Source organism: Nitrosopumilus sp., from assembly GCF_025699125.1.
Taxonomy (GTDB): domain Archaea; phylum Thermoproteota; class Nitrososphaeria; order Nitrososphaerales; family Nitrosopumilaceae; genus Nitrosopumilus.
This window is the reverse complement of sequence record NZ_JAILWC010000001.1, coordinates 92,615-115,402: the sequence shown is the minus strand read 5'-3', so window position 1 is coordinate 115,402 and position 22,788 is coordinate 92,615. Positions and strand designations below refer to the sequence as shown.

At 35.6% G+C, this 22,788-nt stretch carries 25 protein-coding genes; 10 read left to right on the top strand and 15 right to left on the bottom strand.

The window, feature by feature from the left end:
• Positions 1-14: 14 nt before the first annotated feature.
• Entirely contained in the window at positions 15-1,394 is a 1,380-nt protein-coding gene (locus K5783_RS00695; RefSeq protein ID WP_297471663.1) for an NAD(P)H-binding protein, read from the bottom strand.
• 178 nt (positions 1,395-1,572) lie between these two features.
• Between K5783_RS00695 and K5783_RS00690 the strand changes: the two genes are divergently transcribed.
• The 3 genes from K5783_RS00690 to K5783_RS00680 all read left to right on the top strand — a co-directional run bounded on the left by K5783_RS00690 (position 1,573) and on the right by K5783_RS00680 (position 3,001).
• Positions 1,573-2,415 (top strand): cobalamin-dependent protein, encoded by an 843-nt coding sequence (locus K5783_RS00690; RefSeq protein ID WP_297471662.1) that lies wholly within the window; start codon positions 1,573-1,575, stop codon positions 2,413-2,415.
• A 74-nt stretch (positions 2,416-2,489) separates the two neighbouring features.
• Complete coding sequence (locus K5783_RS00685; RefSeq protein WP_366939131.1) at positions 2,490-2,675, top strand: hypothetical protein; 186 nt, start codon at positions 2,490-2,492, stop codon at positions 2,673-2,675.
• Complete coding sequence (locus K5783_RS00680; RefSeq protein ID WP_297471660.1) at positions 2,672-3,001, top strand: pyrimidine dimer DNA glycosylase/endonuclease V; 330 nt, start codon at positions 2,672-2,674, stop codon at positions 2,999-3,001. The genes K5783_RS00685 and K5783_RS00680 overlap by 4 nt, the downstream gene beginning before the upstream one ends.
• Before the next feature lie 401 nt (positions 3,002-3,402).
• Here the strand turns inward: K5783_RS00680 and K5783_RS00675 are convergent, their stop codons facing one another.
• Positions 3,403-3,573, bottom strand: a complete 171-nt coding sequence (locus K5783_RS00675) for a hypothetical protein (protein ID WP_297471659.1) — start codon at positions 3,571-3,573, stop codon at positions 3,403-3,405.
• Positions 3,574-3,942: 369 nt separating this feature from the next.
• Between K5783_RS00675 and K5783_RS00670 the strand changes: the two genes are divergently transcribed.
• Entirely contained in the window at positions 3,943-4,611 is a 669-nt protein-coding gene (locus tag K5783_RS00670; RefSeq protein WP_297471658.1) for a hypothetical protein, read from the top strand.
• Positions 4,608-5,123 carry a thr operon leader peptide gene (locus K5783_RS00665; RefSeq protein WP_297471657.1) on the top strand — a complete coding sequence of 172 codons (516 nt, stop codon included), beginning with the start codon at positions 4,608-4,610 and terminating at the stop codon, positions 5,121-5,123. The genes K5783_RS00670 and K5783_RS00665 overlap by 4 nt, the downstream gene beginning before the upstream one ends.
• Here the strand turns inward: K5783_RS00665 and K5783_RS00660 are convergent.
• The 3 genes from K5783_RS00660 to K5783_RS00650 all read right to left on the bottom strand — a co-directional run bounded on the left by K5783_RS00660 (position 5,120) and on the right by K5783_RS00650 (position 8,490).
• Positions 5,120-5,986: a hypothetical protein gene (locus tag K5783_RS00660; protein WP_297471656.1), complete on the bottom strand. Its 867-nt coding sequence runs from the start codon at positions 5,984-5,986 to the stop codon at positions 5,120-5,122. The two genes, K5783_RS00665 and K5783_RS00660, sit on opposite strands and share 4 nt — an antisense overlap.
• Positions 5,987-6,097: 111 nt before the next feature.
• The gene (locus K5783_RS00655; protein WP_297471655.1) at positions 6,098-7,030 is read right to left on the bottom strand and encodes a D-2-hydroxyacid dehydrogenase; all 933 of its coding nucleotides are present in this window, start codon (positions 7,028-7,030) and stop codon (positions 6,098-6,100) included.
• 65 nt (positions 7,031-7,095) lie between these two features.
• Complete coding sequence (locus tag K5783_RS00650) at positions 7,096-8,490, bottom strand: multicopper oxidase domain-containing protein (RefSeq protein ID WP_297472676.1); 1,395 nt, start codon at positions 8,488-8,490, stop codon at positions 7,096-7,098.
• 148 nt (positions 8,491-8,638) lie between these two features.
• Here K5783_RS00650 and K5783_RS00645 point away from each other — a divergent pair, with 148 nt between their 5' ends.
• From K5783_RS00645 to K5783_RS00635, 3 genes are all read left to right on the top strand, one after another.
• Positions 8,639-10,000 (top strand): aspartate ammonia-lyase, encoded by a 1,362-nt coding sequence (locus tag K5783_RS00645; RefSeq protein WP_297471654.1) that lies wholly within the window; start codon positions 8,639-8,641, stop codon positions 9,998-10,000.
• Positions 10,001-10,003: 3 nt separating this feature from the next.
• Complete coding sequence (locus K5783_RS00640) at positions 10,004-11,272, top strand: tRNA (N(6)-L-threonylcarbamoyladenosine(37)-C(2))-methylthiotransferase (protein ID WP_297471653.1); 1,269 nt, start codon at positions 10,004-10,006, stop codon at positions 11,270-11,272.
• Positions 11,273-11,345: 73 nt separating this feature from the next.
• Entirely contained in the window at positions 11,346-12,290 is a 945-nt protein-coding gene (locus tag K5783_RS00635) for a cell division protein FtsZ (protein WP_297471652.1), read from the top strand.
• 31 nt (positions 12,291-12,321) lie between these two features.
• Here the strand turns inward: K5783_RS00635 and K5783_RS00630 are convergent, their stop codons facing one another.
• Genes K5783_RS00630 through K5783_RS00620 form a run of 3 tightly spaced genes read right to left on the bottom strand, consistent with a single transcriptional unit; the run spans position 12,322 to position 13,678 of the window.
• Positions 12,322-12,933, bottom strand: coding sequence for a 50S ribosomal protein L31e (locus K5783_RS00630; RefSeq protein WP_297471651.1), 612 nt, complete (start codon positions 12,931-12,933; stop codon positions 12,322-12,324).
• The gene (locus tag K5783_RS00625) at positions 12,934-13,092 is read right to left on the bottom strand and encodes a 50S ribosomal protein L39e (RefSeq protein ID WP_048115676.1); all 159 of its coding nucleotides are present in this window, start codon (positions 13,090-13,092) and stop codon (positions 12,934-12,936) included. It lies immediately after the preceding gene.
• A gap of 37 nt (positions 13,093-13,129) precedes the next feature.
• Positions 13,130-13,678 (bottom strand): CoA pyrophosphatase, encoded by a 549-nt coding sequence (locus tag K5783_RS00620; protein WP_297472674.1) that lies wholly within the window; start codon positions 13,676-13,678, stop codon positions 13,130-13,132.
• A 73-nt stretch (positions 13,679-13,751) separates the two neighbouring features.
• Here K5783_RS00620 and K5783_RS00615 point away from each other — a divergent pair, with 73 nt between their 5' ends.
• Entirely contained in the window at positions 13,752-14,489 is a 738-nt protein-coding gene (locus K5783_RS00615) for a 5,10-methenyltetrahydrofolate synthetase (RefSeq protein WP_297471650.1), read from the top strand.
• Positions 14,490-14,587: 98 nt separating this feature from the next.
• On the opposite strand, the gene K5783_RS00610 is transcribed toward K5783_RS00615, so the two are convergent.
• The 4 genes from K5783_RS00610 to K5783_RS00595 form a co-directional block, all read right to left on the bottom strand.
• Positions 14,588-14,725 carry a hypothetical protein gene (locus K5783_RS00610; RefSeq protein ID WP_297471649.1) on the bottom strand — a complete coding sequence of 46 codons (138 nt, stop codon included), beginning with the start codon at positions 14,723-14,725 and terminating at the stop codon, positions 14,588-14,590.
• A 241-nt stretch (positions 14,726-14,966) separates the two neighbouring features.
• The gene (locus K5783_RS00605) at positions 14,967-15,299 is read right to left on the bottom strand and encodes a hypothetical protein (protein ID WP_297471648.1); all 333 of its coding nucleotides are present in this window, start codon (positions 15,297-15,299) and stop codon (positions 14,967-14,969) included.
• A gap of 163 nt (positions 15,300-15,462) precedes the next feature.
• Positions 15,463-17,961 carry a dihydropteroate synthase gene (locus K5783_RS00600; RefSeq protein ID WP_297471647.1) on the bottom strand — a complete coding sequence of 833 codons (2,499 nt, stop codon included), beginning with the start codon at positions 17,959-17,961 and terminating at the stop codon, positions 15,463-15,465.
• A gap of 32 nt (positions 17,962-17,993) precedes the next feature.
• On the bottom strand, positions 17,994-18,956 hold the full coding sequence (locus tag K5783_RS00595) for a homocysteine S-methyltransferase family protein (RefSeq protein WP_297471645.1): 963 nt from the start codon (positions 18,954-18,956) through the stop codon (positions 17,994-17,996).
• A gap of 105 nt (positions 18,957-19,061) precedes the next feature.
• Between K5783_RS00595 and K5783_RS00590 the strand changes: the two genes are divergently transcribed.
• Positions 19,062-20,162, top strand: a complete 1,101-nt coding sequence (locus K5783_RS00590) for an MFS transporter (protein ID WP_109876766.1) — start codon at positions 19,062-19,064, stop codon at positions 20,160-20,162.
• A 3-nt stretch (positions 20,163-20,165) separates the two neighbouring features.
• On the opposite strand, the gene K5783_RS00585 is transcribed toward K5783_RS00590, so the two are convergent.
• From K5783_RS00585 to K5783_RS00575, 3 genes are read right to left on the bottom strand one after another with little or no spacing between them, the layout of a single operon-like run.
• The gene (locus K5783_RS00585; protein ID WP_297471642.1) at positions 20,166-20,924 is read right to left on the bottom strand and encodes an ABC transporter permease; all 759 of its coding nucleotides are present in this window, start codon (positions 20,922-20,924) and stop codon (positions 20,166-20,168) included.
• A 5-nt stretch (positions 20,925-20,929) separates the two neighbouring features.
• On the bottom strand, positions 20,930-21,694 hold the full coding sequence (locus K5783_RS00580) for an ABC transporter ATP-binding protein (RefSeq protein WP_297471640.1): 765 nt from the start codon (positions 21,692-21,694) through the stop codon (positions 20,930-20,932).
• Positions 21,694-22,719 (bottom strand): ABC transporter substrate-binding protein, encoded by a 1,026-nt coding sequence (locus K5783_RS00575; RefSeq protein WP_297471638.1) that lies wholly within the window; start codon positions 22,717-22,719, stop codon positions 21,694-21,696. Before K5783_RS00575 ends, K5783_RS00580 begins: the two co-directional genes overlap by 1 nt.
• Positions 22,720-22,788 lie beyond the last annotated feature (69 nt).

Below are 22,788 nucleotides of genomic sequence, written 5' to 3'. Positions count from 1 at the left end.
TTTTCGAATTAAAATCAAATAGGTTTGCCTTTGCTTTGATAATCAAAGACTTTATGAAACAGATTATGAGATGCTATCACAGTAATTACTGCAGCAAATATCCCTATGAAATTTCTAATTGTCATCAAATCATTTGGCTGACTTGCAATCAGTGAAGTTTGAAATACAACATAATAATTATCAAATAACCAAAACACCAAAGTGAACCACGATAAAACACCTGCCATAAGATAACCTAATCTAGTTTTATTACGAATGCCGATAATTGACAAAACAATGACAGCATACCAAATTAGTGATCCAAGTAGCCACATTGGCTGATAAATTTCAGGTCGATTATCTAGCCAATAATATGATGTTCCAATAACAGCCAAGGCTAAAAGAGAGATTTGAATGAGTTTTTGATTAATTTTAAATCCAGTTTTTTCTTCTTTTAATTCAGTTTCAGGCGGAGACATCTTCATTTCTTTGGTTGCAATATCAATTGATTCGCGAATAGATTTCAAACGCAGGGGGATAATTTTTGTAATCGAATCATCAGTTACGACAGTATCATGTACTAGACTATCAATCAGCGGTCTTGCAAGAGAGGCTTTTACAGGAGTGATAAGATCTACCCAATACGACGACAGCCTGGTTGTCAAAAAAGGAATTTGTAGAATAAACAAATTTTTGTTCAGATATGCAGAATAAACTCTCATTAGTTGCTCATAAGTTATTTTTTCAGGTCCACCAATTTCAAATATTTTTCCAATGGTTTTAGATTGTGTAAGACATTCAGCTAAATAACATACTACATCATCAACTGCAATTGGTTGTGCCAAGGACTTTACCCAAGAAGGACATATCATTATACGTAAACGCTCTACGAGATAACGTAACATAGCATAAGATCCTCCTTTTGCACCAATGATTATGGATGCACGCAATTCAGTCACAGGGATATTACCAGAAGCAAGAATTTCTCCAACTTCTTTACGACTGCGCATGTGTGGAGATAATTCTAAACTATCATTAACTAATCCTCCCAAATAGATAATTCTCTTTACGCCAGCAGCAGTTGCAGCATTAAGAAAATTTTGAGCTTGAATTCTTTCTCTTGATGCAAACTCTTGCCATTCAGATTTACTTCCTTCCATTGAATGAAGTAGATAATATGCAGTGTCAATTCCCTGCATGGCATGTTTTAATTGATCAAGATCAAAAACATCAGCTTGAACGTACTTTACATTTTTAGTATCAGCAAGTTTTTTTCTAGTAAGACCTTTTATGGTATACCCTGATGATGCCAACACAGAAACCAATCTAGAACCAATAAAACCAGTAGCACCAGTAACTAAAATCGAAAAAGGATGTGACTGAGAAATAGGAATATTTGAAAGAATTTGCCCCATGAGGATTTTTTTGTTCCAGATTATTTAAACTAGTGATAATTAAAAATACTAGTGGTAATTATGGCATATTCTGAAGAATGTTTAGAATAAACCACACCTAAATCATAAAATTAACGAAATTTTAGCACTATGATATGCGGTTGGCATTAGTTAAATAACAAAAATATGAGAAAAAAGCATGGTCTACATAAGAGCAAAAAAAGTAAAGTCAGATCAATATCTTTACTTGGTCAAAAGCGTGTGGGATTCAAAAAAGAGTACATCCAAGCAAGAGATAGTAAAATATCTTGGAAAAGCGTCCGAAGTTGTAAAAGATGACATACCAGTAGACTATAGAAATAATTCCAAAATATTAGCTGTTTTAGCGTCATTCAATCCAAAAGACATCAAAAAAAGAGAAGATGCCACAAACAAATCAAAACAACAATTGTACAAAAAATTAACAGAAGGCAATATTCATGATGCCGTAACAATTTATGAGGAATATGCTAAGTTATTTAATACAACAAGTTTTTTTGATAAAATCCTAAAACCAGTAATGTATAAAATTGGAGATGATTGGGCCAATAACAAAATCAGCATTGCAACAGAACATGTTTCAAGTAATGTAGCACAAACATTAGTGAAAATAATAATGGATCAAGTGTCAGGTACAGGCAATAAGAAAAAAATCCTCATTTGTGTTCCACTGGGGGAAGAACATCATTTAGGATGTGATGTGTTAGAAACGTATCTCTCAATCAAAGGATTCAAAGTATACAATATAAGAACACCAATTCCAACAGAGTCAATTCTTAGTTTTATTGACAATAATAAGCCAGATGCAGTATTAGTTTCAATTACTTTAGAAGACAATCTTGCAGCAGGACAAAGACTCGTTAGAAAAATTAAGGATCATAAAGATATCCCAATATTAATTGGAGGCTTTGCATTCAATTCTAAAAAAATTCCTAAATTTGAAGGAAACATCATTCCAGATTGCGGATTAGAAGAATTACCTAAGATTCTCAGAAAGATATAGAATTTTACCACTAGAATAAAAAAGATCATTTGTTCAAATAGCATGATTCCGAATTTTAATCAAAGTGAAAAATTATGGGTAGAACATGTAGAGGAATCTGTCAAATGCATAAAGCAAAACCGGTTCCAAATAGAATCAGATACGAGATTGGGCACAAGCGATGCACATTTTGTGGGTTATTCTTGCTAATTGAAGATACAAGATGTATTTGTTGCAAAGCAGTTTTGAGAACAAAAGCCAGAGGAAAAAAGGCCAGATGAGAATTTGGGATATTTCTCCTGTCAAATTGTGCAAAAATCATCTATTAGGAGAACATCGTGAGATTCATGCAATATGGGCGGTAATAACTGAGAACAAAAAGGGATATTCAAAACACCCTGAAACGATCAGGTGGATAGGAAAACTTGGAGCATTATATTTCAGACACGAACAATTAGTTAAAGAGATGAAGCGCAGAGGATATAATCACCAAAGTCCTCTTGATAAAAAAAATGCGACAGGTAAATCAAAACAAGATGTTTTGGTGGACAGTACTTTAAAACAAATCCAAATTCTAAAACAAAAAAATTGTAGTTGTCAAGTATGATCCATGTTTATTAAATTAATTCAAATTAGTTTGCACCAGTAATGAAAACATATCGCATTATATGATCTAAAGCGCAACATACTATGGGAGAAATACAAGAAATAAAATACAAAGGCAACATATTCACAACTCAGATCATTTCAGGAAGACACGACACAGTGTTTGAACAAAAATGCAGCAGTAGATTTTAACTATTTTAGAGCCAAAATTGTAAACCAGACATATGAAATTGAGATCTATTTTTTTGAAACTATGTCGTAACTCGAGTTAAAACCACTTTGAATGATTCTTTCTTGAATTTTTAGAAAACAGATGATTAGAAATTGTCAGAACAACTTTGTTTTGATTTGGGCACATATCGTGAAAACCTTTTTTTGTTCTTATCCAATCAAACGGTACAGTTAGTCTAATTCATCCAGATAAACTTCGTCTTCTGAACTTTCTTCTGTTATGATCTGTTCAAAACTAGTTCCCTTGCATTGTGGACATTCTGTAATGTTTGTAGCACCAGCTTTTTTAGAAAATACATTTCCGCATGATTTGCATACTCTTAGATATTCTAAATTTACCATGATTTTATTACTCTGATTTCCTTATTGTGCATTTTGGTAAATGTCTATCATTGAAATTAAATGTAAACACAGATCTGGTAGATTGTTTTTTGGATTTTTCCTTTTAAAGCCAGAAATGTAATCTCGTCTAACGTATTTAGAAAATCATTTGCCTATCTCTGTCTTCCATGGTCTTGAGTACATTCTAACTGTGAATCGATTATTCGTTATAGGCACCGCTAAGCAGTAAAAATTGCTTTGAGTGAAGGAATTCCACTCACTCAAAGAATTGCTTCCGCAGAAAACTCGATAATTTAACTAAATCCAAGTTGTTAAAAAGCATTCCTGAGAAGTTATGAGATTTTTATTGGACAGAAAATGAAAAAAAATATGAAAACAAATGCCCAATGGTCATTAATATTGACGTCAATATTGGCATTGAGTTTGACATTCTTTCTACCAGACATCAGCGCAGAGCCCTCTGTTGTAATAACAATGGAGAAAACAACATACAGTTACTGTGAAAAATTATTCTACACAATTCAAGTTTCAGAAATTACAGGAGATCCTGCAATAATCCACATAAGAGATGAAGCAGGCAAAGGCAGCAGTGCAATTCCAATTCCAATAACGGAGTTACAAACTCCAGTTCCGTCACTAATTGCATTTGAAAAGGAGATATTTCCATTGGGAAAATATTTCATAGATGTAAAATATTCCGGTTCACAAGCAACAGCGGAATTTAATTTGATTGATTCAGATTCAATTTGCATCCCGGAATTAATAAAGCCAATCATGGCAAACTGGCTTTCTGGAAATATTTCAGATGGATTTCTAATTGATGCGTTTGAGAAGTATATTGATAAGAAATTAATCAACATCCCTATTGAGATTAATGAAAATAATGTCTACGATGTTTCAATTCCGTATTGGGTAAAAAACATTGGCTATTGGTGGATTGAAGGAAAGATATCTGATGAAGACTTGGGAAATGCTGTAAATTATTTGATTGGTAAAAAAATCATCTCGTTTTCAGCAGATACAATCGATGAAATATGAACAAACATTCAGTCATTACAGGAATTGCAATAATTGTGATTGTTATTCCATTTGCAGTTTCAGGATTAAACATTCTTGGAGCACAACAATTAGAATACAGATGGGACAGCCCTGGAGAATTTACGTTCTTTACAATGTCCAATCACGGAGAGATGGAATTTTGCAACACAGTGCCGTTTTGGACAAGTTTTCAGAAATTTGAGATAGGGGCATTTTATGATTCAAAAAATATAGGGTCTTTTGTAGTAAAACCAGCAGTAATCAATCCTTTGTCATCACATGTACAAGGAGGGATTTTTTCATCAGAGGAGATTCAAGCATCCCAACACATCTTCATGACGTTGGACTTTGAGTTTGATGGAGGGGACATAAGACTGGATCCCAACAAACTCGTAATTTTAATTCAAACAGATACACCGATTATTGGAATAATTCCATATTCAACTATTACTCAAATGTCTGGGTTTGATTTTGATAAAATGATGAACGCAGAAAATTTGTCTTGTGATTAGTTTGAACTCTTGCTTGCTTTAGAAATCAATGCTAAAATCACACCAACAGTTCCTGCAATTACAAATGCAGCAACAAATGCAACTATAGTTTCCTTACCCATTCCCTTTACAGAAGTTTCAGCTGGAACTGGAGTGGAATCAAGTACACATGCTCCGTCTTTGAGAATGGTTCCAGGTCCGCATCTTTCATCAAGTACACATGCTCCGTCTTTGAGAATGGTTCCAGGTCCGCACTGAACTTTTGGTGTAGTTACAACTGGCTTTTCTTCAACTTTTGGTGTAGTTACAACTGGCTTTTCTTCAACTTTTGGCGTAGTTACAACTGGCTTTTCTTCAACTACCGGTTCCTCAACAGGCGTTTCTTCAACGGGTTCCTCAATAGGTGTCTCTTCTGGAATTGATGCAGCCGCACCAAAAGAAGAACCAATTATTTCTATTTCTTCAGTTCCTGCAGGTAAATCAATACTCAGAGTCCTACTTTGAGAAGTTGTTTCAGTTTCAGTAAAAGTTGGCTCATCACCATCAACTAGAATAATAAAATCATCATCCAATCCATCAAATGTAGAATCAAAGAAAGAGCGTTCAAATGTAATATCCAGAGTTGCATCAGAATCAGGAACATCAACTGTAAGAATCAATGAAACAAAATCCAAGTCAGCCTCAATGGCATCAAGAGTCATTCCAGTTGCAGTATAGTCAACATTGTACGAAGTACCGTCAACATCAACAGAAATTGTTTCAGCATAAACAAGAGCAGTGGAAACTATAGTAAATAAAACGAGTCCAAGTGAAATTTTCAATAGGGAACTCACATTAGGAAAAGGCTTCAATCTGTCAGATTGCAATTTATTTATATTATTCATTACGATATTTTAACCTCCAGATGGACGTTAAAAATGAAGAGGCGACAATAAATCACGTAAAAGTCAAGCTTTTTTACTTATTTTAAAGTTCAGGCAGAAATCATGCGATTTTTAGATGACACCACGGAGAATTTGAATGATCTTTTCACCGATTACGTTTGCAGCCAGAGATTGTGCCTCCTTTGTTTGAGCACCAATATGAGGGGTCAAGATCACATTGTCAAGTTCTGCTAATTTGGTTCCAATTGCAGGTTCCTTTTCAAAAACATCCAGAGCTGCTCCACCTAATTTTCCATTTTTAAGAGCGTCGTAAAGTGCATCCTCATCAACAACACCGCCTCTAGAGGTGTTGATGATTTTTGCAGTATTTTTCATTGTAGACATTTTTTGTGCATCCAAAAGATGATGTGTGGAATCCAATAACGGCACATGTATTGAGATGTAATCAGAACTTTGCAAAAGAGTATTCAAGTCAGCTTTCATCAATCCTACTTCTTTTGAGAATTCCTCATCAATTGGAATAACATCATATCCGATAATATTCATGTTTAATGCACGTGCTAGCCTCCCCAATCTTTTTCCGATATTTCCCAAACCAATTATTCCAAGATATTTTCCCCTAAGTTCAGTTCCCTTTAGTTCTTTTTTGAGCCATTGCCCGTTTCTTATTGCTCTGTCACCTCTTGCAGTTTGTCTTGCAAGTGAAAGCATCAAACCCAAAACTAATTCTGCAACTGCATTCATAGCACCTTCTACTGCATTAATGACACGGATGTTTTTTGCTTTGGCGGCCACTTGATCTACATTATCAAGTCCAACTCCAACACGTGCTATGATCTTACAATTATCTGCTTTATCGATCATCTCTTTTGTTATGGTAGTCCTGCTTCTGACAATCACAATATTGAAATTCGAAATTTTTTCTATTATTTGTTCAGGAGTTATCTCAGGTTCATAAGAGATTTTCAGCCCGTTATCTTCTAAAATTTTATTCAAAATGGGATCTACTTCATCACAGATCAACACTGAATCGTCAAATCCCATAACATCAGAAAATGAGCTACGGAATATAATTCATTAAAATAAAAAGAAAAAAAGATGTTAAAAGATCAAGAAGTAAGGATTTCTGCTACTACAGGAATTACTTCCCATAATGCGACATAATCGCCACTTGCTTGCATTTCAGAAGCTACTTCATCAGTGTATAAACCGTGAATGTTTAGTGCAGGATGAGCAATACTGTTCTTTCCCATTGGTGGGACAGCATCACTTGGATTGCCTAAAGCATATGCATAAGATGCTACTGGTGCTGGGATAACTCCTTTCTCAACTAGAACTGGGTTCAAGCCGAATGGGTCACCTGCCACAAATACTGTAGCTGCGCCAGTGTAAATTGCTGCATAATCATGGTTTACTGCTGCGTATGCACCTGGTTCATCAAAGACCAAGTCAACAATCATGTTCTGTGAACCACCGAGTAACCATGTTTCAGTTGCTGCGGATTGTACTCTGTTACCTTGAGTAACTCTGTCCAAGATTTCTCCAACGATGTGGAAGAAGACTGGTTCGTTACCGTGGTTTTCAACAAAGAGTCTCACGTGTTGATCATTTTCAACAAACAAGAGTTGTGATTGGTATTGCTTGTGTTCAATTCCATTCCATGGTTGTGCAACAAAGATGTTCTTCTTTACATCGCCATTGACGAGTAAGTTGTGAGCCATGTTTGGTACATAACCGAATTGCATTCCATTAACAACTGTTGCAGTGTTGTGATGCATGAACATTGCTCCTGCATCATAATTGCCTTCAGGTGTAAGGTACAATTGGTTGTATTGGAGTTGGAACTCTAATGCATCTGCATCGTAGAATTTTCTGTCTAATTCACCGCTGCCGCTGGTTTTCTCTACCATTAATTTCTTGTATCCATTAGCTGGATCAACGATTGCAATTCCGTACATGCCGGAAAGAACGTGTTGGTCCATACCAATTAGTTTGACACCAGAACAATGGTATTTGAAAACACCTGCAGACTCAGCAATGTAACAGTATTGACTTGTTTCACCAGGATTAACTGATTCAAAGTTTGATGCTGACATTTGAGATGCGTGCATGTCGTTACCGTGTCCAGTAACTTCATCTTCTGGAATTGTAAGTGTCATTTTTACAACATCACCTTGTGTAACTCTTAGTGTTGGTCCTGGGACTTGTCCACTAAAGGTCATGGCGTTGTAAGTTTTTCCTCCCATGATTGGAAGTTCAACACTCTCACCAGTCAAGTTAAACTCGACTACTGTACGTCCAGAGCTTTCTAATGCACCACAATCAGTTTCTGCGAATGCTTGAGGCATTACAAGCTGTAAACCGCCCATCTGGTGGATTTGTTCAATTACATTGACATCCATTTTGGAGACGTCAAGTGATTGTCCACTGATTTGGGTTTGTGTGTATGTGCTTCCGAATAAGGTTGCCCCCATTACAGCTACTGCTGCAATTGTAAAGAGCATACTAACACGCTTATTCATTAAGCACGATGACTAGCAAATCCTATATAATAATTCCCATTGGAATGTTGTGAAATTATGAAGATATCTGAAAAAGAATGAAAATATCTGAAAAAGAATGAATAATGGGTAGAAATTCAATAAAGTCGACGTGAAATTCAGGCTAGATCAAGATTCACTTGGAAAAGTCAAAATTCCATCGGATGCATACTACGGGGCATTTACTGGAAGAGCAATCAAACAATATCATGTTACTGGAAACAAAAGCCATGAGAATTTAATAAAATCATTTGTAATGATTAAGCGTTCAGCAGCAGTTGCAAACATGAAGACCAAAGCTATTGATGCAAAACGAGGAAAAGCCATAGTTTCAGCATGTGACAAAATAATCTCTGGAAAATACATAGATCAGTTTGTAGTTGACATGATAAATTCTGGAGCAGGCACTGCATTTAACATGAATTCTAATGAAGTGATTGCAAATGTAGCGCTAGAAGTATTACACAAAAAGAAAGGACAGTATGAATTCCTTCATCCAAATGACCATGTTAACATGTCGCAATCAAGTAACGACACATATCCAACTGCAATGCATGTTGCAATTTTGATGAATCTAAAAGACACAATTCCTGCAATAGATATTTTAATTAAATCATTATCAAAAAAGGCAAAACAATTTTCATCATTTAAGAAAATTGGAAGGACCCACCTGATGGACGCACTGCCAGTTACATTAGGAAGTGAATTTGGCGCATATGCAACATCAATCACAAAAGCAAGAAATGAAATCGTTTCGTCCCAAAAGGAATTACAAAACGTTGCACTGGGGGGCACAGCTGTAGGTTCTGGTGCAAATACTCCCAAAGGCTATAGAAAAATTGCAATTTCCGAACTTTCAAGAATTTCAAAACTTGCATTAAAACCAGAAAAAGACATGCAGCACGGTTTGCAAAGTAAATTCGCAGTTGCAAATGCATCAAGTGCTTTAAGAAATTTGGCTTTAGAGATTGGAAAACTGGCAAACGATATCAGACTAATGGCATCAGGTCCAATTGCAGGATTAGCAGAACTCGGAATTCCCGCAGTTCATGCAGGCTCATCAATCATGCCAGGAAAAGTAAATCCATCTTTAGCTGAATGCATGAACATGATTTGCTTTAACATAATTGGAAATGATACGGCAGTATCTTATGCTGCACAGAGCGGACAGTTTGAACTTAATGTAATGTTGCCTGGAATGCTAAAATGCATGTTAGAATCAACTGACATGCTTAAAAATTTCTTGCCAATATTTTCTGCAAATCTAATTGATGGACTTACTGCTAACAAAGAAAAACTTCGTGCAGATATTGAAAACAGTCCAGTAATAGTTACATTACTAACTCCAAAAATTGGATATCTAAAATCAGCAGAACTTTTCAAAGAATCTCTAAAAACAGGAAAAACTATCAGAGAACTTGTTGTTTCAAAGAAACTAATGAGTAACAAAGAGATTGATTCTCTTTTTGGATAGAGCATGGCAAAAATTTACGTAGAAGCTTACGGATGTTCCGCAAGCTTTGCAGACTCGGAGATGATTTCAGGACTGATTCAAAATGGAGGTCACACTCTGGTAGGAAGTTCTTCAGAATCAGATCTCAACATAGTTGTCACATGTTCTGTCAAAGATTCTACTGCAAACAAAATGATGCATAGAATAAAATCGTTAAAGACAAAACCGCTAATTGTTGCAGGATGCTTACCAAAAGCAGAACAAAGTGCTGTTGAAAAATTCTCAGAAAAAGCCAGTCTTTTAGGACCCAATTCATTAGGCAAAACAATTCAGATAATTAATTCAACTCTGAAAGGAAGAAAGCAAATTGCTTTAGAAGACTCTGATTTATCCAAAGTTGGACTTCCAAAAGTCAGACTCAATCCAACTGTAGGAATTGTAGAGATTGCGAGTGGGTGTTTAAGTGAATGTACATTTTGTCAGACAAAACTATCCAAAGGTGATCTTTCAAGTTATAGATTAGGAGACATTGTCAGGCAAATCCAGACAGAGATCAAAGAAGGATGTAAAGAAGTATGGTTAACTTCAACAGACAATGGATGTTATGGATTCGATATCGGAACTGATTTGCCATCATTGGTTGACGCAGTTGTAGAAATTCCAGATAATTTTATGGTAAGAGTTGGCATGATGAATCCAATGTATATGCCCAGAATCAAAGATAAATTAATCGAGTCTTTTGATAATGGCAAAGTCTTCAAATTCCTGCACATTCCGGTACAAAGTGGAAGCGATAAGGTTCTACATGATATGAAGAGAGGCCACACATCTGGGACCTTTAGAGACATAGTAAAAAAAGCAAGAGAGAGATTTGAACAATTTACAATTTCCACAGACATCATAGTAGGATTCCCTACAGAGACCGAGGAAGATTTTCAGGAAACAATTGCTTTGCTGGATGAGACAAAACCAGATGTTGTAAATCTATCCAGATTCAGCGCAAGACCAGGTACAGATGCTGCAGAATTGAAGCAGTTAGACGCGGCAGAAGTGAAACGTAGAACCAAGATAGTTTTCGAACAGATCAGTAAACTATCAATGGAGAGCAACAAAAAATGGATCGGTTGGAAGGGCAGAGTTCTGTTTGATGAAAATACAGACGAAGGCATCAAAGGCAGAAACTTTGCTTACAAGCCTGTAGCAGTTGCAGATAAAGTAAACATTGGCGAATCACACATAGTTGAAATCACAGATGCCTCTGTAAAGAGACTTGTTGGGAAGATCGCAAGCTAAATTTTTTAGATCTAAGATTTGATTAAAAAAACGTAAGAAGGTTTTTTATGTAAATCAGAAAATAGGATCAGAAATGAGTTTTCAAGTAAAAGAACCAATTTTAGTAATAGGCTTGGGCGGCGTAGGCTCAAAGTTAGCAATTAAGGCTAAAGATTCGCTTAATTCAGATTGTCTATTAATTAGCAATGATGAGAAAGATCTCACTTCTGGAAATCCATCGGTCCATGTCTCTACAAAAGGAGTAGTTAATCCATCGGTCCAATTAATCAGAGGCTCAACATACAATGTATCGGATGAAATTAAATCAAAGATAGAAGAGTATTCCACAATTATTCTGATGAGTAATTTAGCAGGTAAAGCAGGCTCAGCTATAGCTCCTGTCGTATCAGAAATGTGTAAAGATAAAGGACTAGTTTCATTTGCAATAATGCCTTTCAAATACGAAAAAGATAGAATTTTCAATTCAGGAATATCTCTGAAAAGAATCAGAGAAAATTCAAAATGCACAGTTGTTTTAGATAATGACTCATTACTTGAGAGCAACCCAGATTTGAGCCCAAAAACATGTTATGACATTGCAAATTCAGCAATTATGCATGTTGTTGAATCAATAGGTTCATCTGAAATATCTAATGAAACTAACATACTAACTACAAGCAAAGACGGACAAAACATTGAAGATTCCTTGAGAGATTCACTAAAAATGCTATATGGAAATGCGCCACCAAACGCAGTTAAACGTTCTATGTTGTATGTAGTTGGCGGAGGCAACATTCCTGTAGGGATACTCAATTCAATTACAAACATAACTGGCGGAATTCTAAATGATGCCAATTCTCAGATAGATATGAGTTCAACTTCTGAAGAATCCAAAGTTGTAATGTTATCATCAGTTCAAGGAATGACAAAATTTGATAATTATGACCCACTTGGAATGATTCCACAAGAAGACACACTTGATTGGTCGACACCAGATTGCAGTATTGATTGCAAACTTGATTTGTATCAATTAGAGTAAAATAATTTTTAAATTAATAATTTTTTGAAAGCTATTTTTTTGGTTCTTTCTTTGGAGCTTCTTTAGTTGGTTCTTTCTTTGGAGCTTCTTTAGTTGGTTCTTTCTTTGGAGCTTCTTTAGTTGGTTCTTCTACTTTGTCTGAAACTTTTTTGGTTTCTTTTTCAGGAGTGACTTTAGACTCTACTTCATCAGAGGATTCTTTCTTTGGAGCTTCTTTAGTTGGTTCTTCTACTTTGTCTGAAACTTTTTTGGTTTCTTTTTCAGGAGTGACTTTAGACTCTACTTCATCAGAGGATTCTTTCTTTGGAGCTTCTTTAGTTGGTTCTTCTACTTTGTCTGAAACTTTTTTGGTTTCTTTTTCAGGAGTGACTTTAGATTCCACTTCATCAGTATACTGTGAAACTAGAACAAATCCTTCATCAGTCTTACTCATTCGAACTCTAACTTTTCTTGGAGGACTCCTAACTCCTCTTGCCCAGATCTGATGAGCCAGTTCTTCTTCTATTTTGATATCCTCCACTTTCATATGATGACGAGCAAATTCTTTGATCATGTTAATTGCTCTAACAGCTCTGTGTTGAGACTGTGAAAGTAAAGCTTTACCTAGATTAATCGTATAAACGCGTTCTAATTCTTGAGACATCTATCCTACCTCCACATCAGTTGATCTCCAAGCTCTACGTTTTGGGTTTGTTCTAACACTTCTCTTTGTTTTAAGAATAATCCAAGCTGGTACGGGTGATGCTTGTCTTGTCTTTTTTAAGAGACGAATTTTCCTTGGAGATGACTTGCGTGCGGCCATAGTTTTTCAGGCACGAAGAGCTCTTTTTAAATGAATCTCAGAATTCGACAAGATTTCTAATCTGTTTAAGAATTCTAGCAGATGCACCCCAGACAATTTGATTTTGATATTCAAACGTATACATTTCTTGTATGATGTTATGGGAAGGATCTGGATCTTTAGCCATAGTTTTCAAAAAGGATTTCAATGGAATATGAAAAATTTTTTCAACTTCAGGATTAGCTAAAAGAGGGGGAATCTCATTAATTACTGAGATAAATGGCAGAATTAAAAATCCAGAATTCAATGTAACAACCGGTTCAAGTTGACCAATTACCTGTTCACGAGAAATGTGCAATCCAATCTCTTCACTAGTTTCACGTAATGCAGTATCAAGAAGATCAGAATCATCATCTTCCAGTTTTCCGCCCGGAAATGAAATCTCTCCAGCATGGAATTTCATATGTTTGGGTTTTTCAGTCATTACAATTTGCGGCTCTTTTCCATGAATCACTACAAGTACTGACGCCAAACTATAATGTTCATCATAATCGATTTTTAGATTTACAGGTTTGGAGAGTACTGATTTTAATTCATCTAAATTCATTTCAATCTTCCCTACAATTTCATAGGGGTTTTGGTATTCAAAGGTTTTAACCAAGGATAAAAGAAATGAGAATATGACAATCAGATACGAAGCAAATCCACCAAAAATTTTACCTGATGTCGATACAAATGAATCAATTTTAAAATTCATAGAAAAAATAAAAATTATTTCAAAAAAATGTGATGCAATTCATCTTACGGAAAACGTTTTGGGATATCAACGTGTTTCACCAATTGAGATTGGAAAAGTAATTAGAAAAGAAATTCCAGATTTACCAATTACAGTAAGTCTTAGAGTCAGAGACAAGAGTGAAGACGAAATTTTAGAATTTGTAGAAAGTTGCATTGTTATTGGTTTTTCAGGAATTCTTGTCCTAATGGGGGATCCATCACAATCAGGAAAACAAGATTCTGGTCAAATTCCAAGTAGAATTGTAAAAAAATTAAGAGAAATGAAATTGGATTCAAAAATTGATTTGTATCTTTCAATTTCAAATAAACCGGATTTTTCTAAAATTGGAAAGAAATTAGAATCAAAACCTAAAGGTTTCATGACTCAGGTTGTACAAAACATAGAACAAGTCAAAAATCTAGCAGACAACCTAAAGGAATTTTCAGTAATTCCAATCATATTATTCCCTTCAGAAAAAAACGAAAAATCTGCAAAATTTTTGAATTTGGATTTAACATCATATAGTCACGGGTTTGAAGAATTTGTAAAAAGTGTTCATGATGTTACGGGAGACATATTGATTACATCACCTAGTGACTTCAATGGATTGAATGAGTTTTTAGAAAAATTTTCTAATTAAAGTTCCAAAGATTAGCTCATCAGGAGATCATTTAATATTTTAAATTCGTTGGAACTCTTGAAATTTTTCCTTGTATTTTCTGTGACGGGAATGGACTCTTAATTGCATGTTGCAACAGGGGCAAAACAATCCATCCCATATAATGAAAATTCCACAAGTGTTACATCTTTTTCTTCCTTCGCGGTATCTCGGAATTCCAACAGGCACCAAATTCTTGTATCTATGGCAAATCCCATTACAGCTCATGATAGTTAGTAATCAGTTACTCCCATTTCATTTTGTAAGAATAAATGACCGATGATTCTTTTTTGTCATTTAAGATAGGTTTGCCCCACTCACTTTGTGTATGACCGTGGTTTTCTTCAATACTTGGATGTTCCCAATTAAATTCCACTTTTACGGGTTTCACGTCAAACATGATTGTTAAGCGAGAAGATAACTTGTTGGTATGCACTGCAATGCAGTAACATGTGATATCTAGTACGACGCTGGAGTTGCATTACCTGAAACATGTTCTATGTCCTGATCTTTGGAAATTTCTTCAATAAGATCAATATTCATACGTCCTACTACTGTTAATTCATGATCACTTGTCTGTGTTGGAAATCCATATTTTCCTCTCATTTGTTCTTGTTTCTTCATTAGATCAACTCCTGATTTGTAATCTATGTGCAATTCTACTTTGGGATCTACGTCGGGCAATTTTCTCTCCAAATACATAATCTTCATCATCAGATTAACATCAACATTTGCGATTAATTGTCCAAGTGAGGATAAAAAATCATTATAATGAATTTCTACTTCTGACATATTACAATTTATTCTAAAATATATTTATGCAGTCAGATTGCACTGCCATGCATTTTCAGACGGTATGCTTTCAATGTCATACATGGATGTTAATTATTAGATCTTGGAAATTAATAAAAAATATTGCAATAATTTCTTTGATCACATTTGCCACAATAGTAAATTAAAGTACAAAATACTGTGCATTTGGATGATGAACCACAATTGCCGCAGTTGATTGTTCAGGAATGATTTGGCCAGACTCAGTCAGAGTCATTCCAGATTTTTCAGGGTCTAAAAGTTTCCATACTAGATGATGCTGTGAGACATCAGGACAACTAGGAAAACCCCAACTGTATCGTAATCCACCTTTTTCTAGATTCAGTTCGGATTTTATTTTCTGATTCACCCATTCTGCCAAAGCCTCTGCAACTTCAACAGCTAATCCATGGAGATAATACGCATCAGTATACTTGTCCTCATTATTCCATTGTTCAATAATTTCCGCAACTTTGTTTCCCACAGTTACAGATTGGAACGCTACAACATCATCGTCACCAAAATAATCAGTTAAACAAAGATGTTCAGGTTTAGTTGAGCGAGGAAAGTCAAATTCCACATTTTCACCAGAAGGATTTTCAACGGATAACTTACCATCTTTGTTATGGCATCTAAAATACCCATAAACAACCTCTGGCTCAAAGAGTTTTTCTCGAATTATTCTAATTTTCCATTCTGTAAGTAATTGCTCATGATCTGATTCGGATTCAGAGCCAGCTTTTCCCCTTAATCCCCAAGATAGTTTGAAGAGAGATCTCTTATCAATCATTGACCAAACTTCGTCCATTTTGATTTGTTCTAATTTTAGACGAATGGGTTCCCCAATAATTTTGGGAGTGGGCGGTTCAACTGGCTTGATTTGACTTTTGGGAAGCGTGGATGGATCAATTGATGCAGTTGATTTATCTTTCCAATTTTCTAAATTTCGTTTCCATTCTGACAATAGTTTTGGTTTTTCATCTGAAATTAGAATGTCCATTGTTTTGAGACCTTCAAACATTGTATTGCAATAAAACACCCCTGGATCATATATTCCGTCTTCCTTTGCAATTCGATTAATGTAGTTGCTGTTAATTGCAGCACCGCCACAAAGAATAGGCACATTCATTTTGTTTTTTCTTGCGTGTTCTACAAAAAACTTCATTTGTTTTGATGTCGAAACAAGTAATGCAGAAAGACCTACAGCATCAGGATTTACTTCATCAATTTTTTCTAGAAACTTTTGCAATGGTACTTGTTTTCCCAAATCATATACTGTGTAGCCATTATTTTGAAAGATGGTCTTTACAAGATTTTTTCCAATATCATGCACATCACCATAAACTGTACCCAAGACAAGTTTGCCTTTACTTGTTCCCTCTTCTTTTACCAAATATTTTTCTAGTTCTCCAACTGCAGCCTTCATGCATTCAGCAGATTTGAGAACAAATGGCAAAATGAGTTCACCTGCACCAAATTTGTCACCAACCTCCTTCATTGCAGGAAGCAGATCCTCATTTAGGGTTCTAATTGCGCCATCATGAGTAATTTCTTGAGATGCATCTAAAGACAGAACCCCATCATTGTCTTTGATGATTTCATTTTTTCCTAGTTTTTCGGCAATTGCACATACCACATCATTTTGAATGCCATCTTTGAGACGATTGACAATTCTAAAATTTGCTCGTTTTCCAGGTGCCCAAGATGGATCAACATCTACTTTTTTAGAAGCACTGGTTTCCTGCGTTCCAGCTTTTTCAAAATAAGAGATTAAATCAGAAAGTGCATTAGGATGAGTGTTAAAAATCAAATCTTCTGCCAGTTTTTTTTCTTTCTCATCAAGTTCACCATAAGGAATGATTTCCTTTGCATTGACAATTGCAGTGTCCAACCCAACTTTAACTGCATGATACAAAAATACAGAATTTAGAATTTTTCTTGCATAAGGTGTTAATCCAAAGCTGATATTACTAAGACCCAATGTAGTAAAGGAGTTTGGGAATCTTTCTTTAACAAGGCGAATTCCCTCCAGAGTGTTTTTTCCCGCATCAAGAAATTCATCTTCGCCCGTTGCCAAAGTAAAAGTAAGAACATCAAAAATAAACTGTTCAATTTTTAGCCCATATTTTTTTCCTGTCTCATAGAGAAGCTCAGCAGTTTCAAGTTTTTCTTGAGGTGTTTTTGCCATTCCTTTTGGACCAATACACAATGCAATTGCAGGCAATCCGTATTTTGCCATCAGTGGAGCTAATTTTTCAAATCTACTTCCATCACCTTCAAGATTAATTGAGTTAATTATAGGCCTTCCAGGAATTTGTGTTACAGCAGCTTCAATTACCTCAGGATCTGTAGAATCAATAACAAGAGGAGCATCAATTTCTAAGCTCAGTCGCTTTACAAGATTTAACATAAAGGAGCGTTCATCGGAACGCTCAGTAGTTGCAACACAGACATCAAGACAATGAGCACCGTCTTCAACTTGCATTCTTCCCAGATCCACCAACCCATCAAAGTCATCTGTAAGAACTAGCTGCTTTGCTTTACGAGATCCCTGAGTGTTTATTCTCTCCCCAATAATTAGAGGTGGAGGAATCTGTTTGAGTTCAACTGCCTTTAATGCAGAACTCACTCTAGGAATTGTCAACGTTGAAAAATCACCATTGTTTTTCTAAATACTTAACCCTCGACAGAGTTGGCTTTTTCGTCAATTACTTTTCTTAGTGCTCTAATATGTTCTGGATTTGTGCCACAACATCCACCAATGATTCGTACTTTGCTGTATTGATTAAGAAAATCACCTAATGCTTCACCCATTTTTTCAGGAGTCATTTTGTAAATTGCCTGTCCGCCTTCATTTTCAGGCATACCTGCATTCGGAACTACCAAGATGTCGTGGTCTTTTTGTTCATCAAGCCACCTGACACTAGGACTCATCTCGATTGGGCCAGTGGAGCAATTCAATCCAAACACATCAATCCCCATGTCAGAGACAGTAGTGTATGCAGCTTGGATGTCTGTCCCAAGTAGCATTTTGCCATATTGATCCAAAGTAGTATTAGCTATTATTGGAACTTTCTTGCCGGTCTTTTTAATAGCATTGTGACATGCTTCAATAACTAATTTCACTTCAAGAATATCCTGACTAGTTTCAATGAGTAATGCGTCAACACCGCCAAGAATTAACCCTTCAGCTTGTAACGCAAATGCTTCCCTGATTTCATCAAGTGATTTCTGACCTAAATCAGGATCATTAGAACTTGGAAGATAACCTGATGGCCCCATAGAGCCAATTACATATCGTGGTTTGTCTGAATATTCTTCACAAACTTCACATGCGAGTTTTGCAATTTTTTTGTTGAATTCAACTGTTTGATCACCAAACCCGTATTCGTCTAATTTTATTTTATTTGAACCAAAAGAGTTTGTTTCAATGCAATCAGAACCTGCATCTAAATAATTTCTATGAATCTGTTTAATCCATTCAGGATGTGTAATTACTAAACCATCATTGAATCCATCTTGATTATTTGGAAAGTCTTCTGGTTTTGGATCATATTTTTGAATCTCAGTTCCCATTGCACCATCAAAAAGCAATATTCTTTTTTGTAATGCAGTCAGAAAGGGTTCTTTTTCTTGCAACTTGATTTTAAAATGAGATTAGATAGTTTAACTCTTTTCAGAAAAATCCACATGCATTTGTAGGAGTATGTTGAAATTAGGTGAAATGAGATTTTATGTACATTTATGCAAAAACTTCAAGTAAACAACCTAGTTAGAAGTGCAACATTTTTTCAGCATGCTGGAATCTCAATTATCTTTGTTTTCATGCCCATTATTGCAAAAGGTGTAACAGAATCTATTTTTGAAATTGGACTTTTAGTAGCGTCATTTAGTTTTGCTCAGATTTTATCTGAAATTTATTTTGGAAGACATTCAGACAAAAAAGGAACTAGGCTCAAATTCATCAGAATAGGCTTCATAGGATGTGCAATTACCTTTGGATTGCATTATTTTGCGGCTGATCTCACCATGTTTTTCATTGTCAGAATTGCTGCAGGAGTAGCAAGCGGAATTATGATTCCTGCAATGATTGCATATACCTATGAGGCAAATATTGATAAAAAACGAGCAGCTACTGTAATCTCGTTTCATGCATTGGGATGGCTAGCTGGAATTGCAGCTGCCGGAATTGCAAATGATCTAAAATTGATTTTCTTAATCAGTGCAGCATCGTTTGTCATTGGATTATTATTTACAATCAAACTTCCAAATCCCCAGCAAGAAAAAGAGCTGAAACCAGGAACTACAAAAAATGTCATTGCAAAAAACAAATTTCTATTCTCATCATTACTATTAAGACACATTGGTGCAGCTGCTGTATGGACTATACTTCCAATTATGCTAATGGAAAGATTAGGTGCAGAGCTTTATCAGGTATCAATCGTATATGTTGCAAACACACTGACTGCATTTATCTTGATGAATGTGATGGCAAGCAAAATACACCTATCCAATGTAACTAAATTCAAAATCGGCATAGGGTTTACAACATTTGTATTTATTGGACTGGTGTTAGTTACTGATTGGTGGATGGTAATGCCATTCATGTCACTTGTTGGAGCAACGTGGGCATTTTTGTTTATTGGTGGAAATTTCCATTTGATGGAAAATAATCCACGTTCGACATCAACTGGAATATTTAGTTCAACATTATCAATTGCAACAGTAGTAGGTCCAGTAGTTGCAGGAAGCATTGCATTTGTTTTTGATTATGCGGCAGTCATGTATTTTGCAATTGCCATAATTGTTTGTGCGTTTGTAGTATCACTAAAGATTAAAAAATAAAAATTATCTTAATCCCCAACGAGACATCACTTTATTCTCTAATCGGGTAAATAAAACTCCGTCAATTACCAATCCAATTCCCATAATTATCATCATTATGGCAATTACTTGTGAGACATCAGTAAGAGAACGTCCGGCATTTAGTAAAAATCCAAGACCCAGAAATGAGAAGAGGATTTCAGCACCAATTACACCTCTCCAGGCAAACGCCCAACCTTGTTTGAAGCCAGTAATCATGTATGGGAATGCTGCTGGAATTAAGACAGCAGTGATTAGCTGACTGCCCTTTGCACCCATATTTCTTGCAGCCTCAATAAAGTGAGGATCTATGTTTTTGACTCCAGTGTAGGTGTTTATTGTAACTGCAAAAATAGCTCCAATCGCAGTAACGAAAATAATTCCTCCATCAGTTAATCCAAACCAGAGTATTGCAAGTGGAACCCAAGCAATTGAAGGAATTGATTGTAATCCTAAAACTAGGGAACCGACTGTTTTATTGATCACTTCAACTCTGGCCATAAAAATTCCCAGTACAACACCACCAGCAATTGCAATTGCCAATCCAATAATTAATCTCCACATACTTGTTGCAATTCCATAAAATAGACTACCGTCAGATGCACTATATGCCAAATCTTCAGCTACCTCATACGGGGATGGAAAAACATTATCTGGCCACACTCCAGTCATTGCAACTATTTGCCAGACTGCAATTATTCCAATGTAAAAAGCAATTCTGTGAGGAGTAAAGTTTTTCGCCATCCTTGTCACTCTTTGCTTTTCTTTACCTCAGGTCTTAATTCTGCTAAAATATCTTGTTGAAATTTAAGTAATGACTCGTCCTCAGTTACTCTTGGACGTGGAAAATTATTATCAACTTCTTTTTTGATAATTGATGGACGATTACTAAAAATTGCAACCTTAGTTCCAAGAACTGCAGCTTCTGAAACATTATGAGTTACAAAAAGAATTGTCTTTTTTGTCTTTTCCCAAATTAACTGCATCTCAACTAACAACAAATCACGAGTTTGTGCATCAAGTGCTGCAAATGGCTCATCCATAAGTAGAATGTCAGGATCCATTACAAGTGCTCTAGCTATAGCTACACGTTGTTTCATTCCAGTTGAAAGTTGATACGTATAAGAATCTGCAAATTTGGTAAGTTGCATCATGTCAAGATATCTATGGGATATCTTTGCACGTTCTTCTTTTGGAATACCTGCCATCTTTAATCCAAATTCCACGTTATCTTGAACCTTGAGCCATGGGAACAGAGCTCCTTCCTGAAAGACCATAATTCTTTCAGGTCCTGTTTCTGCAACAGGATGTCCATCAAACAAAATTTGGCCATCATCAGGAGTTTCCAAGCCAGCAACTATGCGTAAAAATGTCGATTTACCACATCCGGATGGTCCTACCAAACATACAAAGTCACCGGCCTCAACTTTGAGGTTAACTCCACCAAGTGCCTTCAGTTTGTGTGAATCATGGCTGAAATATTTTACAATATTTTTTGCTTCGAGTTTAGTCATCACTTGCTTTCCTCCAAGATAGAATTTGAATCAACAGGGTAAAAGATTCCAGATAAGTCATATCCATTTCGTCCCAAATATCCTAACGCATCTGACTTTTTTGCAAAAGAGTAAACAGAATCAAGTAAAGGATCTGACGTAATAACAACATTGGATAATGCCACATCAACAACTTCATCAGGCAGTGATTTTCCTAAATGTGATTTCAGAAAATTATTAAAAACAATTCTTGTTTCAGTCGGATTTTGATTTATCCAGTCGGCAGTTTTATGATGCGCAGTTAACAGATCAGAAACTGATTTGTGATTTTTTTCAACATAATCCACATTTGCAATTAAAAGAACAGATGCAAATTCATTATTTGGCCACAATTCTTCCTCATGAAACAATCTTTTTCCTCCAAGTTCAGTTTCTAAAATTGTTGCCCAAGGTTCTGCAACCCAAGCTCCATCAATATCACCCTTAACAAATAATGTGTAAATGTCAGGATTTGAAATATTGTAAACTATTACAGAGCCGCCTTTTTCAGCAGGTTTCAATCCATTTTCTGAAAGATAATTTCGAAGGGATACATCCTGAGTATTTCCAATTTGAGGTGCAGCAATCTTTTTTCCTGCAAAGTCAGATGCAGACTTTATTTCAGATGAAGGATGAACAATGAAACTTGAACCTCCACTTGCAGCTCCTGCAAGAATCTTTACATTGTGATTCTCAGAATTTAAAAAGCCGTTAATTGCAGGACCAGGTCCCACATATGCAAGATCAACAGAATTTGCAAACAAGGATTCAATTGCTTGTGGACCGCTATCAAAAATACGTGTTTCAATTTTTATTTCATCCCCAACACTTTTTTCAAAAAAGCCTTTTTCCATTCCAACTATTGGAATTGAATGCCCAATATTTGGAAAATACGCGATACGGATTTTATTTTCATGTGTGGCAACGCTAGAATTAAGAGTAATTCCCATTACTGTCAGTAAAATTATTCCTGCAATACCTGCAGAGATAATTGATCGAGTTTTCATAAAACAGCGTTATATTTGGCGGTTAAATAATCATCGAATTTTAGCTCAAGCTAGTCAGAAATTTTTCAA

Coding starts and splice junctions, on each gene's coding strand:
- K5783_RS00575 (WP_297471638.1), bottom strand. CDS start 22,719: ATGAAAACTCGATCAATTATCTCTGCAGGTATTGCAGGAATAATTTTA.
- K5783_RS00620 (WP_297472674.1), bottom strand. CDS start 13,678: ATGAATTTAGATGAATTAAAATCAGTACTCTCCAAACCTGTAAATCTA.
- K5783_RS00660 (WP_297471656.1), bottom strand. CDS start 5,986: ATGAATAATATAAATAAATTGCAATCTGACAGATTGAAGCCTTTTCCT.
- K5783_RS00665 (WP_297471657.1), top strand. CDS start 4,608: ATGAACAAACATTCAGTCATTACAGGAATTGCAATAATTGTGATTGTT.
- K5783_RS00625 (WP_048115676.1), bottom strand. CDS start 13,092: ATGGCCGCACGCAAGTCATCTCCAAGGAAAATTCGTCTCTTAAAAAAG.
- K5783_RS00590 (WP_109876766.1), top strand. CDS start 19,062: ATGCAAAAACTTCAAGTAAACAACCTAGTTAGAAGTGCAACATTTTTT.
- K5783_RS00640 (WP_297471653.1), top strand. CDS start 10,004: ATGGCAAAAATTTACGTAGAAGCTTACGGATGTTCCGCAAGCTTTGCA.
- K5783_RS00655 (WP_297471655.1), bottom strand. CDS start 7,030: ATGGGATTTGACGATTCAGTGTTGATCTGTGATGAAGTAGATCCCATT.
- K5783_RS00610 (WP_297471649.1), bottom strand. CDS start 14,725: ATGGGATTTGCCATAGATACAAGAATTTGGTGCCTGTTGGAATTCCGA.
- K5783_RS00670 (WP_297471658.1), top strand. CDS start 3,943: ATGAAAACAAATGCCCAATGGTCATTAATATTGACGTCAATATTGGCA.
- K5783_RS00650 (WP_297472676.1), bottom strand. CDS start 8,490: ATGCTCTTTACAATTGCAGCAGTAGCTGTAATGGGGGCAACCTTATTC.
- K5783_RS00680 (WP_297471660.1), top strand. CDS start 2,672: ATGAGAATTTGGGATATTTCTCCTGTCAAATTGTGCAAAAATCATCTA.
- K5783_RS00580 (WP_297471640.1), bottom strand. CDS start 21,694: ATGACTAAACTCGAAGCAAAAAATATTGTAAAATATTTCAGCCATGAT.
- K5783_RS00695 (WP_297471663.1), bottom strand. CDS start 1,394: ATGGGGCAAATTCTTTCAAATATTCCTATTTCTCAGTCACATCCTTTT.
- K5783_RS00685 (WP_366939131.1), top strand. CDS start 2,490: ATGGGTAGAACATGTAGAGGAATCTGTCAAATGCATAAAGCAAAACCG.
- K5783_RS00615 (WP_297471650.1), top strand. CDS start 13,752: ATGACAATCAGATACGAAGCAAATCCACCAAAAATTTTACCTGATGTC.
- K5783_RS00675 (WP_297471659.1), bottom strand. CDS start 3,573: ATGGTAAATTTAGAATATCTAAGAGTATGCAAATCATGCGGAAATGTA.
- K5783_RS00635 (WP_297471652.1), top strand. CDS start 11,346: ATGAGTTTTCAAGTAAAAGAACCAATTTTAGTAATAGGCTTGGGCGGC.
- K5783_RS00630 (WP_297471651.1), bottom strand. CDS start 12,933: ATGTCTCAAGAATTAGAACGCGTTTATACGATTAATCTAGGTAAAGCT.
- K5783_RS00690 (WP_297471662.1), top strand. CDS start 1,573: ATGGTCTACATAAGAGCAAAAAAAGTAAAGTCAGATCAATATCTTTAC.
- K5783_RS00585 (WP_297471642.1), bottom strand. CDS start 20,924: ATGGCGAAAAACTTTACTCCTCACAGAATTGCTTTTTACATTGGAATA.
- K5783_RS00605 (WP_297471648.1), bottom strand. CDS start 15,299: ATGTCAGAAGTAGAAATTCATTATAATGATTTTTTATCCTCACTTGGA.